The following is a 13,812-nucleotide window of genomic DNA, read 5'->3' as shown; positions in this document are numbered from 1 at the left end:
GACGGGACGGCTGCGGTGAGGCTCGGGACCGACCACGTCCGGGTCCGGGTGCCGGCGACGAGCGCGAACCTCGGACCCGGTTTCGACGCCCTCGGACTGGCGCTCGCGGTGCACGACGAGGTCGAGGTGCGCGCGCTCGGCACCCCGGGTGTGGTCGTCGACGTCCGCGGCGAAGGGGCGGGCGAGGTGCCCGACGACGACTCGCACCTGGTCGTGCGTGCGCTGCGCCTCGCGCTCGACCACGTCGGTGCACCCCAGACCGGCCTGCACCTGGTCTGCACGAACCGCATCCCGCACGGGCGCGGGCTGGGCTCCTCCGCCGCGGCGGTCGTCGCCGGACTGCTCGCGGCACGCGGCCTCATCGCCGACCCCGACGCGCTCGACGACGACACGGTCCTGCGGCTGGCCACCGACGTGGAGGGCCACCCGGACAACGCCGCGCCCGCGCTGCTCGGCGGCGCGACCGTCGCGTGGTGCGAACCGGGTGGCGCCCGGGCCGTGCAGGTGGACACGCACGCCGACGTCGCGCCCGTCATCCTGGTGCCGGGCGTGCGCCTGGCCACGTCGACCGCGCGCGGGCTGCTGCCGGCGACCGTGCCGCACCGCGACGCCGCCTTCGCGGTCGGCCGTGCCGCGCTGCTGGTGCACGCGCTCGGGCGCCGGCCCGACCTGCTGCTCGCGGCCACCGAGGACCGGCTGCACCAGTCCTACCGGGCACCGGCAATGCGCGAGAGCGTCGCCCTGGTCGACGCCTTGCGCGGGCGCGGGGTCGCCGCGGTGGTCTCCGGCGCGGGTCCCACGGTGCTCGCCCTGGCCCGGACGACGGGAGGCACGGGGGACGCCGCGACCGACGCGGACGACGCGGTCCGGGAGGTGCTCGGCCCGACCATGGGCGGGTGGCACGTGCTGGTCCCCGGCGTCGACCGGGACGGTGCGACGGTCGAGCGCATGGTGCGCTGAGCAGGCGGCTCGTCGTCCCACGAGGGCGCCGGCGAGTGCACAGGTGACCGCCGCGCCCGGACGGGTGAATGTGCACGGCGGGCATGGGCGCCGAGCCCGCGGTGCTAGAGTGACCAGGCCCCCAGGATCTCGGCTCTCGTGCGCTGCGTGCCTCGCAGCCTGCCGGACCGGAGGCTCATCAGCCCCGCAACGCCCGACGTCGTCGTACGCCGCCAGGGCGAGGCTGAGGCAACGTCCGGCCGTCTGGTGTCGGACGTCGACACGCGGCCCGCCGACCTGAACGAGCCGGCCGCCGACGAGGGGGAAGGATCCTTCGTGACTGACACCATCGACGCCACCGTGAGCGGCGCTGCGCAGGACGCAGCGGCTGCCGGTGGCTCCACCCGGGGCGCCGCGATCTCCGCGATGCGCCTGCCCGAGCTGCAGGCGCTCGCCTCGCAGCTCGGCGTGACGGGTACGTCCAAGATGCGCAAGAGCGACCTCGTGGACGCCATCAGGACCAAGCGTGGCGGCGGCGCCGGCACGCGCACCGCGCGTCCGGCGGGCGACGACGCCCCGGCGACGACGTCGACGACGACCTCGGGGTCGGGTGAGCCCGTCCAGCGGCCCGCCACCCGCAGCCGCCGCGCCACCCAGCCGCAGGCCGCACCGACCACCCAGCCGGCGCCCGCGACCACGGCGTCCGAGACGGCCGACCGTCCGGCCGCCACGACGACCACCCAGCCCGCACCCGCCACCACGACGCCGGAGCGACCCGCCGCCGAGACCACGGAGCGGCAGCGCCCCCGTCGTGACGTCGCGGACGAGCGACTGCCGCGCATCGACATCGAGCTCCCGCTGCCCGCAAGCGAGCGTCGCGACACCGGCCGGGACGACCGCGCCGCGCGCGCGGCGGAGGCTGTGGGCGCCGTCACGGGCGAGCGCGCCGAGCGCGGATCGCGGCGCTCCGGCCGGGACCGCGGGGCGGCCCGTGGTGAGGGCGACACGCGTCCCGTCGACGGCTCGTCCAACCAGGGCGGCCAGCCCGAAGGACAGCAGCAGGGCGCCGGCGAGAACGGTGCCGGCCAGAACGGTGTCAGCCAGAACGGCGCCGGCCAGAACGGCATCGACCCGAACGGCGCCGGGCAGCGCGGCCGTCAGCAGCCGGGCCAGGCGTCCTACCCCGACGGCGACGACGAGGAGCGCGGCGGCCGTCGGCGGCGCAACCGGGACCGCTACCGCGACCGCGAGCGCCCCAAGCGCGGCCGCGGCGGCCGACCCACCGGCGACCTCGCCGGCTACGACGAGGTCGAGGTCAGCGACGACGACGTCCTGCTGCCCGTCGCCGGCATCCTGGACATCAAGGACAACTACGCGTTCGTCCGCACCACGGGGTACCTGCCCGGCGAGAGCGACGTCTACGTGACGATGGGCCAGGTGAAGAAGGCCGGCCTGCGCAAGGGCGACGCCGTCACCGGCGCCGTCCGCCAGCCGCGCGAGGGCGACCAGCCCAACCAGAGCCAGGGCCGGCACAGCAAGTTCAACGCGCTGGTCCGGCTCGACACGGTCAACGGCATGAACCCGGAGCAGGCGCGCCAGCGGGCCGACTTCGGCAAGCTGACGCCGCTGTACCCGCAGGACCGCCTGCGTCTGGAGACCGAGGCCAACATCCTCACCACGCGCGTGATCGACCTGGTCGCGCCGATCGGCAAGGGCCAGCGCGGGCTGATCGTGTCCCCGCCCAAGGCCGGCAAGACGCTCGTGCTGCAGGCGATCGCCAACGCGATCACCACGAACAACCCCGAGGTCCACCTCATGGTCGTGCTCGTCGACGAGCGCCCCGAGGAGGTCACCGACATGCAGCGCACGGTCAAGGGTGAGGTCATCGCGTCGACCTTCGACCGGCCGGCGGACGACCACACCACGGTCGCCGAGCTCGCCATCGAGCGCGCCAAGCGACTGGTGGAGCTCGGCCAGGACGTCGTGGTGCTGCTCGACTCGATCACCCGCCTGGGCCGCGCCTACAACATCGCGGCGCCCGCGTCCGGCCGGATCCTGTCCGGTGGTGTCGACTCCAGCGCCCTCTACCCGCCCAAGCGCTTCTTCGGTGCCGCCCGCAACATCGAGAACGGCGGCTCGCTGACCATCCTGGCGACCGCGCTCGTCGAGACGGGCTCGAAGGCGGACGAGGTCATCTTCGAGGAGTTCAAGGGCACCGGGAACATGGAGCTCAAGCTCTCCCGGCAGCTCGCCGACAAGCGGATCTTCCCGGCCGTGGACGTGGACGCGTCGGGCACGCGTCGCGAGGAGATCCTCATCCCCGCCGACGAGCTCAAGATCAGCTGGAAGCTGCGACGGGTGATGAGCGCACTGGACCAGCAGCAGGCGATCGAGCTGCTGCTGACCAAGCTGCGCGAGACGCACTCCAACGTCGAGTTCCTGCTCCAGGTCCAGAAGACGACCCCCAGCGCGCCCAGCCACGGGAGCCACGGCACCCACGGCCACGACTGACGCCGCGTGCCGCACGTCACGTGCGGCACCGGTGGGCGACGGATGATTTCGCCGGACGGCCGCGTTCTGGCATCGTGTTCGGCTGGTCACCGGTTCACGCGGAGCACGCCGTGCCTGCGACCCGGGGACGAAACCCAAGGAGAAGCACCGTGAAGAAGGACATCCACCCGACCTACGTGGACACGACCGTGACCTGCACCTGCGGGAACACGTTCACCACGCGCTCGACCGAGCCGTCCGGCGAGATCCGCGCCGACGTGTGCAGCGCCTGCCACCCGTTCTACACGGGCAAGCAGAAGATCCTCGACACCGGTGGCCGCGTGGCCCGCTTCGAGGCCCGCTACGGCAAGAAGCCCGCAGCGCAGCAGTAAGGCCCCCGACGCCGGTGGTCCCCGTAGTCGCCCTCCATGGCGGCGCGGGGGCCACCGGCGTTTGTCGTACCCGGGCGTCACCGCCCGGCATGTCGCCGTCCCCCCCGACCCTGAGGACCACCCATGAGCGAGGCCTTCGCCACGGTCGAGCCGCTGCTCGCCGAGCACGCCGACATCGAGCAGCAGCTCGCCGACCCGTCGGTGCACGCCGACGCGGGCCGGGCGCGCGTCCTCGGGCGCCGGTACGCCGAGCTCGGCCAGGTCGTGGCGGCGTACCGCGCGTGGGAGCAGGCCACCACCGACCTGGCCGACGCGACCGAGATCGCCGAGCTCGACGACGCCTACACCGCGGAGCTGCCCGCGCTGCGCGACGGCGTGGAGGCAGCGGCCGAGCGTCTGCGCCGGGTGCTGATCCCGCGCGACCCGGACGACGCCCGCGACGTCATCCTGGAGATCAAGGCCGGTGAGGGCGGGGAGGAGTCCGCGCTCTTCGCCGGCGACCTGCTGCGGATGTACCTGCGGTACGCCGAGCGGCGCGGCTGGCGCACCGAGCTCATCGAGGCCACCGAGTCGGACCTCGGCGGGTACAAGGACGTGCAGGTCGCGATCAAGGCCCGCGGCCAGCTGGCCGACGCCGGCGACGGCGTCTGGGCGAGCCTGAAGTACGAGGGCGGGGTGCACCGCGTGCAGCGGGTGCCGGTCACCGAGTCGCAGGGCCGGATCCACACCTCCGCGGCGGGCGTGCTGGTCCTGCCCGAGGTCGACGACCCCGGTGAGGTCGAGATCGACCCGGGGGACCTGCGCATCGACGTGTACCGGTCGTCCGGCCCGGGTGGGCAGTCGGTGAACACCACCGACTCGGCGGTGCGCATCACGCACCTGCCGACCGGCATCGTCGTGTCCATGCAGAACGAGAAGTCGCAGCTGCAGAACCGCGAGCAGGCGATGCGCGTGCTGCGCGCGCGGCTGCTGGCCGCGCGTGCGGAGGAGGTCGCCACCGCGGCGTCCGAGGCCCGGCGGTCCCAGGTGCGCACGGTGGACCGCTCCGAGCGGATCCGCACCTACAACTACCCCGAGAACCGGATCGCCGACCACCGCACCGGCTACAAGGCCTACAACCTGGACACGGTGCTCGACGGCGACCTCGACGCGGTGGTGCGGTCCGCCATCGACGCCGACGAGGCGGCCCGCCTCGCCGTCGCGGGCGCGTGAGCGAGCCGCAGCCACCGACCCGGCCGGCCTCGTCGGTGCGGTCGACGGCGCTGGGCGCCGCGCTGCGCGAGGCCGAGTCCGTGCTCGCCGCGGCCGGCGTCAGCTCCCCCCGGGTCGACGCCGAGATCCTCGCGGCGCACCTGCTCGGGGTGGGCCGGGGCGAGCTCGGCGTCGCGGTCGCGCTGGGTCGTCCGGCGCCGGCGGGCCTGGCGGCGCTGGTCGCCCGCCGGGCGCAGCGGGTGCCGCTGCAGCACCTGGTCGGCAGCGCGCCGTTCCGCGGGATCGAGGTCGCGGTCGGCCCCGGCGTCTTCGTCCCCCGCCCGGAGACCGAGGCCGTCGCCGGCATCGCGATCGCGGCGGCCGCCGAGGCGTCCGCCCGCACCGGTGGCGCGCTCGTGGTGGACCTGTGCACGGGGTCCGGGGCGATCGCGCTCGCCGTCGCCACCGAGGTCCCCGGCGCACGGGTGCACGCCGTCGAGCTGGACGCCGCCGCGCACGGGTGGGCCGCCCGCAACCTCGACGGGCACCGGGTCACCCTGCACCGGGGGGACGCCCGAACCGCGCTCACCGCGCTCGACGGCACCGTGGACGTCGTCGTGTCCAACCCGCCCTACGTTCCCCCGGGTGCGGTCCCGGTGGACCCCGAGGTCGCCCGGCACGACCCGGCCGTCGCGCTGTACGGGCTCGGGCCGGACGGCCTGGAGGTCCCGCGTGGCATCGTGGGCGCCGCGGCCCGCCTGCTGCGTCCGGGTGGTCTGCTGGTCATGGAGCACGCCGAGGTGCAGGCCGCCGGTGCCCGGGCGATCGTCGACGCCACGGGGGCGTTCGGACCGGCCCGGACCGAGGACGACCTGACCGGGCGCCCCCGGATGGTGGTGGCCCGGCGCGCGCCGCACGCGGCGTCCCCTGCTGCGCACGACGACATGAAACACTCGCCGTCGTGACCGTGCCCGACCGTCTGCGCGACGTCCGTGACCCCGCCGCCTGGGGCCCCGCCATCGACGAGGCCGTGCACGTCGTCGCGCGCGGCGGCCTCGTGGTGCTGCCGACCGACACCGTCTACGGGATCGGCGCCGACGCGTTCACCCCACCCGCCGTGACCGCGCTGCTCGCCGCCAAGGGCCGCGGCCGGCAGGCACCCCCACCGGTGCTGGTGCCCGACCTGCGGACCCTGGACGGGCTGGCCACGGACGTGCCCGACGCCGTCCGGTCGCTGGTGGAGGCGTTCTGGCCGGGCGGGCTGACCGTCATCCTGCGCGCACAGCCGTCGCTCGCGTGGGACCTGGGCGAGACGCACGGCACCGTCGCCCTGCGGATGCCGGACCACCCCGCCGCGCTCGCGGTGCTGCGGCGCACCGGCCCCCTCGCGGTCTCCAGCGCCAACCTCACCGGCCGGCCCGCGGCGCTCACGGCGGCCGCCGCGTGGGAGGACCTGGGCGCCAGCGTCCAGGTGTACCTCGACGCCGGGCAGGTGCCGGGCGGGATCGCCTCGACCATCGTCGACGCGACAGGAGACCTCCTGCGCCTGGTCCGCGTCGGCGCGGTCCCGCTGACCGCGCTGCGCGCCGTCGCGCCTGTGGTGGACCCCGGCGAGGACGCCCCGCCGGCAGCCGACGCCCACGCGCCCGCCGCCGCCGCCACGGAGGCCACCGCCACCGACGCCGCCACCGCCACCGAGGCCGACGCGATCGACCCGACCCGCCCGGACGACGTGGACCCCACGCGTGCGGCGCCGCCCGGCACCCGGGACGACGCCGGGTGAGGGTCTACCTGTTCGTCCTGCTCGTGGCCGCGGCGGTCACCTACCTGCTGACGCCGGTGGCCCGATGGGTCGCGCTGCGCACCGGCGCCATCACCGCGCTGCGCGACCGCGACGTGCACGCCGTGCCGACCCCCCGGCTCGGTGGCCTGGCGATGCTCGGCGGCCTGGCGATCGCGATGGCGGTGGCCAGCCAGATCCCCTTCCTGCGCGGGGTGTTCGAGGACACCGGGCGTGCCTGGGGCATCGTCGGCGCGGCGGCGATGGTGTGCCTGCTCGGCGTGGCCGACGACATCTGGGACCTGGACTGGATGACGAAGCTCGCGGGCCAGTCGCTCGCGGGCGGCTTCCTCGCGCTGCAGGGCGTGCAGCTGTACCAGCTGCCGGTCGGGGACGGCCTGTTCATCGGGTCGCCACGGCTGTCGCTGTTCGTCACGGTGGTGTCCGTCGTGGTCGCGATGAACGCGGTCAACTTCGTCGACGGCCTGGACGGCCTGGCGGCCGGCGTGATCGCGATCGGCGGCACCGGCTTCTTCGTCTACACCTACCTGCTGTCGCGCGAGTCCACCCCGACCGACGTCTCCAACCTCGCGACCGTCGTGATCGCGGCGCTCGTCGGCGCGTGCCTGGGGTTCCTGCCGCACAACTTCTTCCCCGCACGCATCTTCATGGGGGACTCCGGCTCGATGCTCATCGGGCTCGTGATCGCGTCCGCCGCGATCGTCGTCACGGGCCAGATCGACCTGCAGAACCTCGAGCTCGTCACGCCCCGGCAGACGGTGCCGGCCTTCCTGCCGATCCTGCTGCCGATCGCGGTCCTGATGCTGCCGCTGCTGGACATGGGCCTGGCGGTGATCCGCCGGGTGGGCGCGGGACGGTCCCCGTTCCACCCCGACCGCCTGCACCTGCACCACCGGCTGCTCGAGCTGGGGCACTCCCACCGCCGAGCGGTCGTCATCATGTACCTGTGGACGGCGGTGTTCGCGTTCGGTGCGGCCGCCCTCGTCCTGCTGTCCACGACGACGGTCCTCGTCGTGCTCGGGGCCGCCGCGCTCGTGGCGGCCCTGCTCACGCTGGGACCGTTGCGCGGCCGGGTCCGCGCCGCGGACCCCGCCGCCGACTCGGACGCCGGGCTGCCCGTCCCGACCGACGCGGGGACGGGGGACACCCCCGCTGCCCCCGTCGACCGCGCCCGCCGTGACACCGGGGCGCGCGCCGACCACCACGAAGGGATCCACCCATGACCCCGCCCGACGCCACCGCCCCGGCGCCCGACCCGGTGCACGCGGTCTTCCGGACCGCCCTGCGCGACATGCTGGTGCTGCTCGCGCTGCTCACCGTCCTCGGGGTCGGCATCGGCTACGCGATCGCCGGCACCGCTGGTGTCTGGGGTGCCCTGATCGGCGTCGGCCTGGCCCTGCTGTTCTCGGGGACCACGGTGGTGTCGATGCTCGTGACGTCCCGCGCCCCGGCCACCACGATGGCGGCCGTGGTGATGGGCAGCTGGCTCGCCAAGGTGGTCGTGCTGATCGCGGTGCTGGCGCTCATCCGGGGTGAGGACTTCTACCACCGGGGCGTGCTGGCGGCGGTGCTGTTCGCGGGTGTCATCGGCTCGGCGCTGCTGGATCTGCGCGCCGTCCGGGTCGGACGCGTGCCCTACGTGACCCCGGCGTCGGACGGTTCCGGGCCCGCCTGACCAGGCCGTCGGAGCGGCGCGGAGAGGCGTATCGCATGCGTTACGCTGTCCCCGATCCATGACGGCAAGGCCCGACGGCGCGCGTGCATGCGACCGTCCGACGGAGCCATGAACCCCGGGAGCACCCCTGTCCAGCCTTGCGACGATCCTGCCCGCCGCCGCGGGTGAGGGCGAGGGTTTCCACACCCCCACGATCGCCGACTTCTTCCCGGCTCCCATCCTCTTCGAGGGGTCCTTCCTCGAGGTCAACCGACTCCAGCTCGTCCGGCTGATCGCCGCGCTGACGCTGGTGATCGTCATGGTCCTCCTGGCGCGCCGGGCCCGCCTGGTGCCGGGCCGCAGCCAGAGCGTCGTGGAGCTCCTGCTCGACTTCGTGCGGATCAACGTCGCCCAGGAGATCCTCGGGGCCGAGCGCGCGCGCAAGTACGTGCCGCTGCTCACGACCCTGTTCTTCGCGATCCTGGCGTTCAACCTCACCGGCATCATCCCGTTCCTCAACATCGCCGGGACGTCGCTGATCGGCCTGCCGATCATGCTGGCGCTGTGGGTCTACGTCATGTACCTCGGGGCGGGGGTCCGCGCGCACGGCGTCGGCGGCTTCCTCAAGAACAACCTGTTCCCCCCCGGGGTGCCGGCGTTCATGTATGTGCTGCTGACGCCCATCGAGTTCCTCACGGTGTTCGTGCTGCGGCCCGCGACCCTCGCCATCCGACTCATGGCCAACATGGTCGCCGGGCACCTGATGCTCGTGCTGACCTTCTCGGCCACCCACTACTTCGTGCTCGAGGCGGCGCCCGCCATGAAGGCGTTCGGCGCGCTGACGTTCGTCAGCGCCATCGCGCTCACCCTGTTCGAGGTCTTCGTGGCGGCGCTGCAGGCGTACATCTTCGTGGTCCTGACCGCGGTGTACCTGAACCTCTCCGTCGAAGCGGAGCACTGACCCAGCACATCGCAGCGGGCGCCGTCGCCGGCCCCGCGGCACGAGACGCCCCGCCGATCCGGTGGGGCGCCCTACGGAAGGAACGAGAGATCGTGGACACCACCATTCTGGCCGAGGTCAACGGCAACGTCGCGACCATCGGGTACGGCCTCGCCGTGATCGGCCCCGGTATCGGCCTGGGCATCCTCATCGGCAAGACGATCGAGGGCATCGCGCGCCAGCCCGAGGTGGCGGGCCAGCTCCGCACCACCATGTTCATCGGCATCGGGTTCGTCGAGGTCCTCGGTCTTCTCGGCCTGATCACCGGCTTCCTCTTCTCGTGATCACCGCGGCAGTCCCGGCCGTCGTGCGAGCGGCTGTCGAGGAGGACCACAGCGAGCCGGTGGAGGGCATCTCCCTGCTGATCCCCGCGATCTACGACATCGTGTGGTCGGCGATCGTGCTCGCGATCATCGCGTTCGCGTTCTACAAGTTCGTGCTGCCGAAGTTCCGTGCGGTGCTGGACGAGCGCGCGGACAAGATCCAGGGCGGCATCGCCAAGGCCGAGTCGGCGCAGGCGGAGGCCCAGGCTGCGCTGGAGCGCAACAACGCCGAGCTCGCCGCCGCGCGGGCCGAGGCGGCGCACATCCGCGAGGAGGCCCGCACCGAGGGCGCCGCGATCGTCGCGGAGCACCGCGAGCGTGCTTCGGCCGAGGCCGAGCGCATCCTGGCCACGGCGCAGCGTCAGATCGAGGCCGAGCGCCAGCAGGCCGAGGTCTCGCTGCGCGCCGAGGTCGGCACGCTGGCCACCCAGCTCGCGTCGCGGATCGTCGGTGAGGCGCTGGAGGACGAGGCGCGTCAGTCGCGCGTCGTCGACCGCTTCCTCGACGAGCTCGCGGCCTCCACCGCGGACGCCGGCACGTGATGCGCGGGACGAGCCGGGGCTCCCTGCAGGGGGTCGCGGACCGGTTCGAGCCGGTGCTGGTCGCTGCCGGCGTCGAGGCGGCCGAGGTGGGCGAGCAGATGTTCGCCCTGGTCGACGCGCTCGACAGCTCCGGCTCGTTGCGCCGCACGCTCACCGACCCGTCGATCGACGGTGAGGCGAAGAGCGCGCTGGCGCGTCGGCTGATGGCGGACGCCCGACCGGGTGCCGCCGACGTCGTCGCGGACCTGGCCGCCCAGCGCTGGTCAGCCGAGGACGACCTCAGCGAGGCCGTCGAGGAGCTCGGCTTCTGGGCCCTGCTCGCGTCGGCCGACGCCGCCGGCGAGCTGGCGCGCGTCGAGGACGAGCTGTTCCAGCTGACCCGGGCCCTCGTCGGCCAGCGTGCCGCGCGCCAGGCGCTGGCGGACACCACGGTGCCCGCCGAGCGGCGGGCCGCCCTGGTCGACGCGATCCTGGCGCGGGGGGCCGCCGACGCGACCCGACGGATCGCGCGGCGGGCCGCGGTGTCCCCGCGCGGACGGCAGTTCGTGGCGACCCTGGGCCACGTCGGCGACCTCGCAGCCGCGCGCCGCCGCCGGGTCGTCGCCGCGGTCACGTCCCGCACGGACCTGACCCCGGCCCAGCGGGACCGGCTGGTCTCGATCCTGAGCGGCGCCTACGGCTCCGACATCCAGGTGAACGTCACCGTGGACCCCGCGGTGCTGGGCGGGCTGCGTGTCCAGGTCGGCGCTGAGGTCGTGGACGCCACCGTGCTGTCCCGGCTCGACGAGGCACGACGGCAACTTGCCGGCTGACGGGTCCCGGTACCCGATACCGCATCATCGACGTGAACGACAGCACCCCACACGTGCAGTCACGACAGGAGAAGAGCAATGGCTGAGCTGACGATCCGCTCCGAGGACATCAGGGCTGCCCTCGACAGCTTCGTGAAGTCCTACGAGCCCAAGGGCGCGGTGGCCGAGGAGGTCGGCCGGGTGGTCCTCGCGGGCGACGGCATCGCCCAGGTCGAGGGTCTGCCGGGGGCCATGGCCAACGAGCTCCTGCGGTTCGAGGACGGCACGCTGGGCCTCGCGCTGAACCTGGACGTGCGCACCATCGGTGTCGTGGTGCTGGGCGAGTTCACCGGCATCGAGGAGGGCCAGGAGGTCCGCCGGACCGGCGAGGTGCTGTCCGTGCCGGTCGGCGACGGCTACCTCGGCCGCGTGGTCGACCCGCTGGGCGAGCCCATCGACGGCCTCGGTGAGGTGGCCACCACCGGCCGCCGTGCGCTGGAGCTGCAGGCGCCCGGCGTCATGATGCGCAAGAGCGTCCACGAGCCGCTACAGACCGGCCTGAAGGCCATCGACGCGATGATCCCGATCGGGCGTGGCCAGCGCCAGCTGCTCATCGGCGACCGCCAGACCGGCAAGACCGCGATCGCGATCGACACGATCATCAACCAGAAGGCCAACTGGGAGTCGGGCGACCCCAAGAAGCAGGTCCGCTGCATCTACGTCGCCATCGGCCAGAAGGGCTCGACCATCGCCTCCGTGCGCGGGGCGCTGGAGTCCGCCGGGGCGCTGGAGTACACGACCATCGTGGCCGCCCCCGCGTCCGACCCGGCCGGCTTCAAGTACCTCGCGCCCTACACCGGCTCGGCCATCGGCCAGCAGTGGATGTACGAGGGCAAGCACGTCCTCATCATCTTCGACGACCTGTCCAAGCAGGCCGAGGCCTACCGTGCCGTCTCCCTGCTGCTGCGCCGCCCGCCGGGCCGCGAGGCCTACCCGGGTGACGTGTTCTACCTGCACTCCCGTCTGCTCGAGCGCTGCGCGAAGCTCTCCGACGAGCTCGGCGGCGGCTCGATGACCGGTCTGCCGATGATCGAGACCAAGGCGAACGACGTCTCGGCCTACATCCCGACCAATGTCATCTCCATCACCGACGGCCAGATCTTCCTGCAGTCGGACCTGTTCAACGCCAACCAGCGCCCCGCGGTCGACGTCGGCATCTCGGTGTCCCGCGTGGGTGGCTCGGCCCAGGTCAAGGCCATGAAGAAGGTGTCCGGCACGCTCAAGCTCGACCTGGCGCAGTACCGGTCGCTCGAGGCCTTCGCGATGTTCGCCTCCGACCTGGACGCCGCCTCGCGGGCGCAGCTCACCCGGGGTGCGCGCCTCATGGAGCTGCTCAAGCAGCCCCAGTACTCCCCGTACCCGGTGGAGGACCAGGTCGCCTCGATCTGGGCCGGCACCAAGGGCAAGCTCGACGACGTCCCGGTCGAGGACGTCGGCCGCTTCGAGACCGAGCTCATCGACCACCTGCGCCGCCACACCGAGGTGCTGACGACGATCGCGACCACGGGCAAGCTCGAGGACGAGACCGAGCAGGCTCTCGAGTCCGGCGTCGACGAGTTCCGTCGCGGCTTCCTCAAGGGCGACGGGTCGCCGCTCATGGGCGGCGACGAGGACGACGAGGGCGTCGAGGTCGAGCAGGAGCAGATCGTCCGGCAGAAGCGGGGCTGACGCGTGGCAGGTCAGCAGCGCGTCTACCGGCAGCGGATCCGGTCGACCCAGTCCTTGAAGAAGATCTTCCGTGCGATGGAGCTCATCGCCGCCTCGCGCATCGCCAAGGCGCGCGGTCGGGTCACCGCCTCCACGCCGTACGCCCGCGCGCTCACCCGCGCGGTGTCCGCGGTCGCGACCCACTCGGACGTGTCGCACCCGCTCACCACCGAGCGGACCGACACGAACCGGGTCGCGGTGCTCGTCGCGACGTCCGACCGCGGCATGGCGGGGGCCTACTCGGCCAGCGTCATCCGCGAGGCCGAGCGGCTGGTCGCGGACCTGCAGGCAGACGGCAAGGAGGTCGTGCTGTACGTCGTCGGCCGCCGGGCCGTGTCGTACTACACGTTCCGCGAGCGGGACATCGCCCGCAGCTGGACCGGCGGGTCGGACGCGCCGACGTACGAGGTGGCGACCGAGATCGCCGACACCCTGCTCGAGGCGTTCCTCACCCCGGGCGACGAGGGCGTCGGCGAGCTCCACGTCGTGTTCACGCAGTTCGTCAGCATGGTGACCCAGACCCCCCGGGTCATCCGGATGCTGCCGCTCGAGGTGGTCGAGGGCGTCGCGTCGGTCGAGGAGCACCGCACCCTGCCGCTGTACGACTTCGAGCCGTCGCCCGAGGCCGTCCTCGACGCGCTGCTGCCCCGGTACGTCCGGAGCCGGATCTACAGCTGCCTGCTCCAGGCGGCCGCGTCCGAGCTGGCCGCCCGCCAGCGCGCGATGCACACGGCGACGGACAACGCCGAGGACCTCATCCGGATGTACACCCGGCTGGCGAACCAGGCCCGCCAGTCCGAGATCACCCAGGAGATCAGCGAGATCGTCTCCGGCGCCGACGCGCTGGCCTCCTAGACCGCTGCGCACCGGCGCAGCACCGACCGAGCATGCAGGTACAGACCGACCGGGGCCGTCCTCGGCC

Annotated in this window: 14 protein-coding genes; all 14 read left to right on the top strand. The window is 73.5% G+C overall.

The window, feature by feature from the left end; all coding sequences use genetic code 11:
- Nucleotides 1–15 precede the first annotated feature (15 nt).
- The 14 genes from thrB to Q0840_RS10375 all read left to right on the top strand — a co-directional run bounded on the left by thrB (nt 16) and on the right by Q0840_RS10375 (nt 13,745).
- Nucleotides 16–960 carry a homoserine kinase gene (gene thrB, locus Q0840_RS10440; RefSeq protein WP_298459403.1) on the top strand — a complete coding sequence of 315 codons (945 nt, stop codon included), beginning with the start codon at nt 16–18 and terminating at the stop codon, nt 958–960.
- A gap of 405 nt (nt 961–1,365) precedes the next feature.
- Nucleotides 1,366–3,450 (top strand): transcription termination factor Rho, encoded by a 2,085-nt coding sequence (gene rho / locus Q0840_RS10435; protein ID WP_298459564.1) that lies wholly within the window; start codon nt 1,366–1,368, stop codon nt 3,448–3,450.
- 149 nt (nt 3,451–3,599) lie between these two features.
- Nucleotides 3,600–3,821: a 50S ribosomal protein L31 gene (gene rpmE, locus Q0840_RS10430; RefSeq protein WP_298459401.1), complete on the top strand. Its 222-nt coding sequence runs from the start codon at nt 3,600–3,602 to the stop codon at nt 3,819–3,821.
- Between the two features lie 123 nt (nt 3,822–3,944).
- Nucleotides 3,945–5,033 carry a peptide chain release factor 1 gene (gene prfA / locus Q0840_RS10425; RefSeq protein WP_298459399.1) on the top strand — a complete coding sequence of 363 codons (1,089 nt, stop codon included), beginning with the start codon at nt 3,945–3,947 and terminating at the stop codon, nt 5,031–5,033.
- Nucleotides 5,034–5,095: 62 nt separating this feature from the next.
- The gene (gene prmC, locus Q0840_RS10420; RefSeq protein WP_298459563.1) at nt 5,096–5,977 is read left to right on the top strand and encodes a peptide chain release factor N(5)-glutamine methyltransferase; all 882 of its coding nucleotides are present in this window, start codon (nt 5,096–5,098) and stop codon (nt 5,975–5,977) included.
- Between the two features lie 14 nt (nt 5,978–5,991).
- Nucleotides 5,992–6,795, top strand: coding sequence for an L-threonylcarbamoyladenylate synthase (locus Q0840_RS10415; protein WP_298459562.1), 804 nt, complete (start codon nt 5,992–5,994; stop codon nt 6,793–6,795).
- The gene (locus Q0840_RS10410) at nt 6,792–8,036 is read left to right on the top strand and encodes an MraY family glycosyltransferase (protein ID WP_298459398.1); all 1,245 of its coding nucleotides are present in this window, start codon (nt 6,792–6,794) and stop codon (nt 8,034–8,036) included. Before Q0840_RS10415 ends, Q0840_RS10410 begins: the two co-directional genes overlap by 4 nt.
- On the top strand, nt 8,033–8,488 hold the full coding sequence (locus tag Q0840_RS10405) for a hypothetical protein (RefSeq protein WP_298459396.1): 456 nt from the start codon (nt 8,033–8,035) through the stop codon (nt 8,486–8,488). Before Q0840_RS10410 ends, Q0840_RS10405 begins: the two co-directional genes overlap by 4 nt.
- Before the next feature lie 127 nt (nt 8,489–8,615).
- Nucleotides 8,616–9,428 (top strand): F0F1 ATP synthase subunit A, encoded by an 813-nt coding sequence (atpB, locus tag Q0840_RS10400; protein ID WP_367183111.1) that lies wholly within the window; start codon nt 8,616–8,618, stop codon nt 9,426–9,428.
- A gap of 92 nt (nt 9,429–9,520) precedes the next feature.
- A complete protein-coding gene (gene atpE, locus Q0840_RS10395) occupies nt 9,521–9,751 on the top strand; it encodes an ATP synthase F0 subunit C (protein ID WP_146905009.1) in 231 nt (76 codons plus the stop codon).
- The gene (locus Q0840_RS10390; RefSeq protein WP_298459560.1) at nt 9,751–10,332 is read left to right on the top strand and encodes a F0F1 ATP synthase subunit B; all 582 of its coding nucleotides are present in this window, start codon (nt 9,751–9,753) and stop codon (nt 10,330–10,332) included. Before atpE ends, Q0840_RS10390 begins: the two co-directional genes overlap by 1 nt.
- On the top strand, nt 10,332–11,144 hold the full coding sequence (locus tag Q0840_RS10385; protein WP_298459393.1) for a F0F1 ATP synthase subunit delta: 813 nt from the start codon (nt 10,332–10,334) through the stop codon (nt 11,142–11,144). The genes Q0840_RS10390 and Q0840_RS10385 overlap by 1 nt, the downstream gene beginning before the upstream one ends.
- Before the next feature lie 78 nt (nt 11,145–11,222).
- The gene (atpA, locus tag Q0840_RS10380; RefSeq protein ID WP_298459391.1) at nt 11,223–12,851 is read left to right on the top strand and encodes a F0F1 ATP synthase subunit alpha; all 1,629 of its coding nucleotides are present in this window, start codon (nt 11,223–11,225) and stop codon (nt 12,849–12,851) included.
- Nucleotides 12,852–12,854: 3 nt separating this feature from the next.
- A complete protein-coding gene (locus Q0840_RS10375; protein ID WP_298459390.1) occupies nt 12,855–13,745 on the top strand; it encodes a F0F1 ATP synthase subunit gamma in 891 nt (296 codons plus the stop codon).
- Nucleotides 13,746–13,812 lie beyond the last annotated feature (67 nt).

Source organism: uncultured Cellulomonas sp. (assembly GCF_947494015.1).
GTDB lineage: Bacteria > Actinomycetota > Actinomycetes > Actinomycetales > Cellulomonadaceae > Pengzhenrongella.
This window is presented reverse-complemented; position numbering and strand designations above follow the sequence as displayed.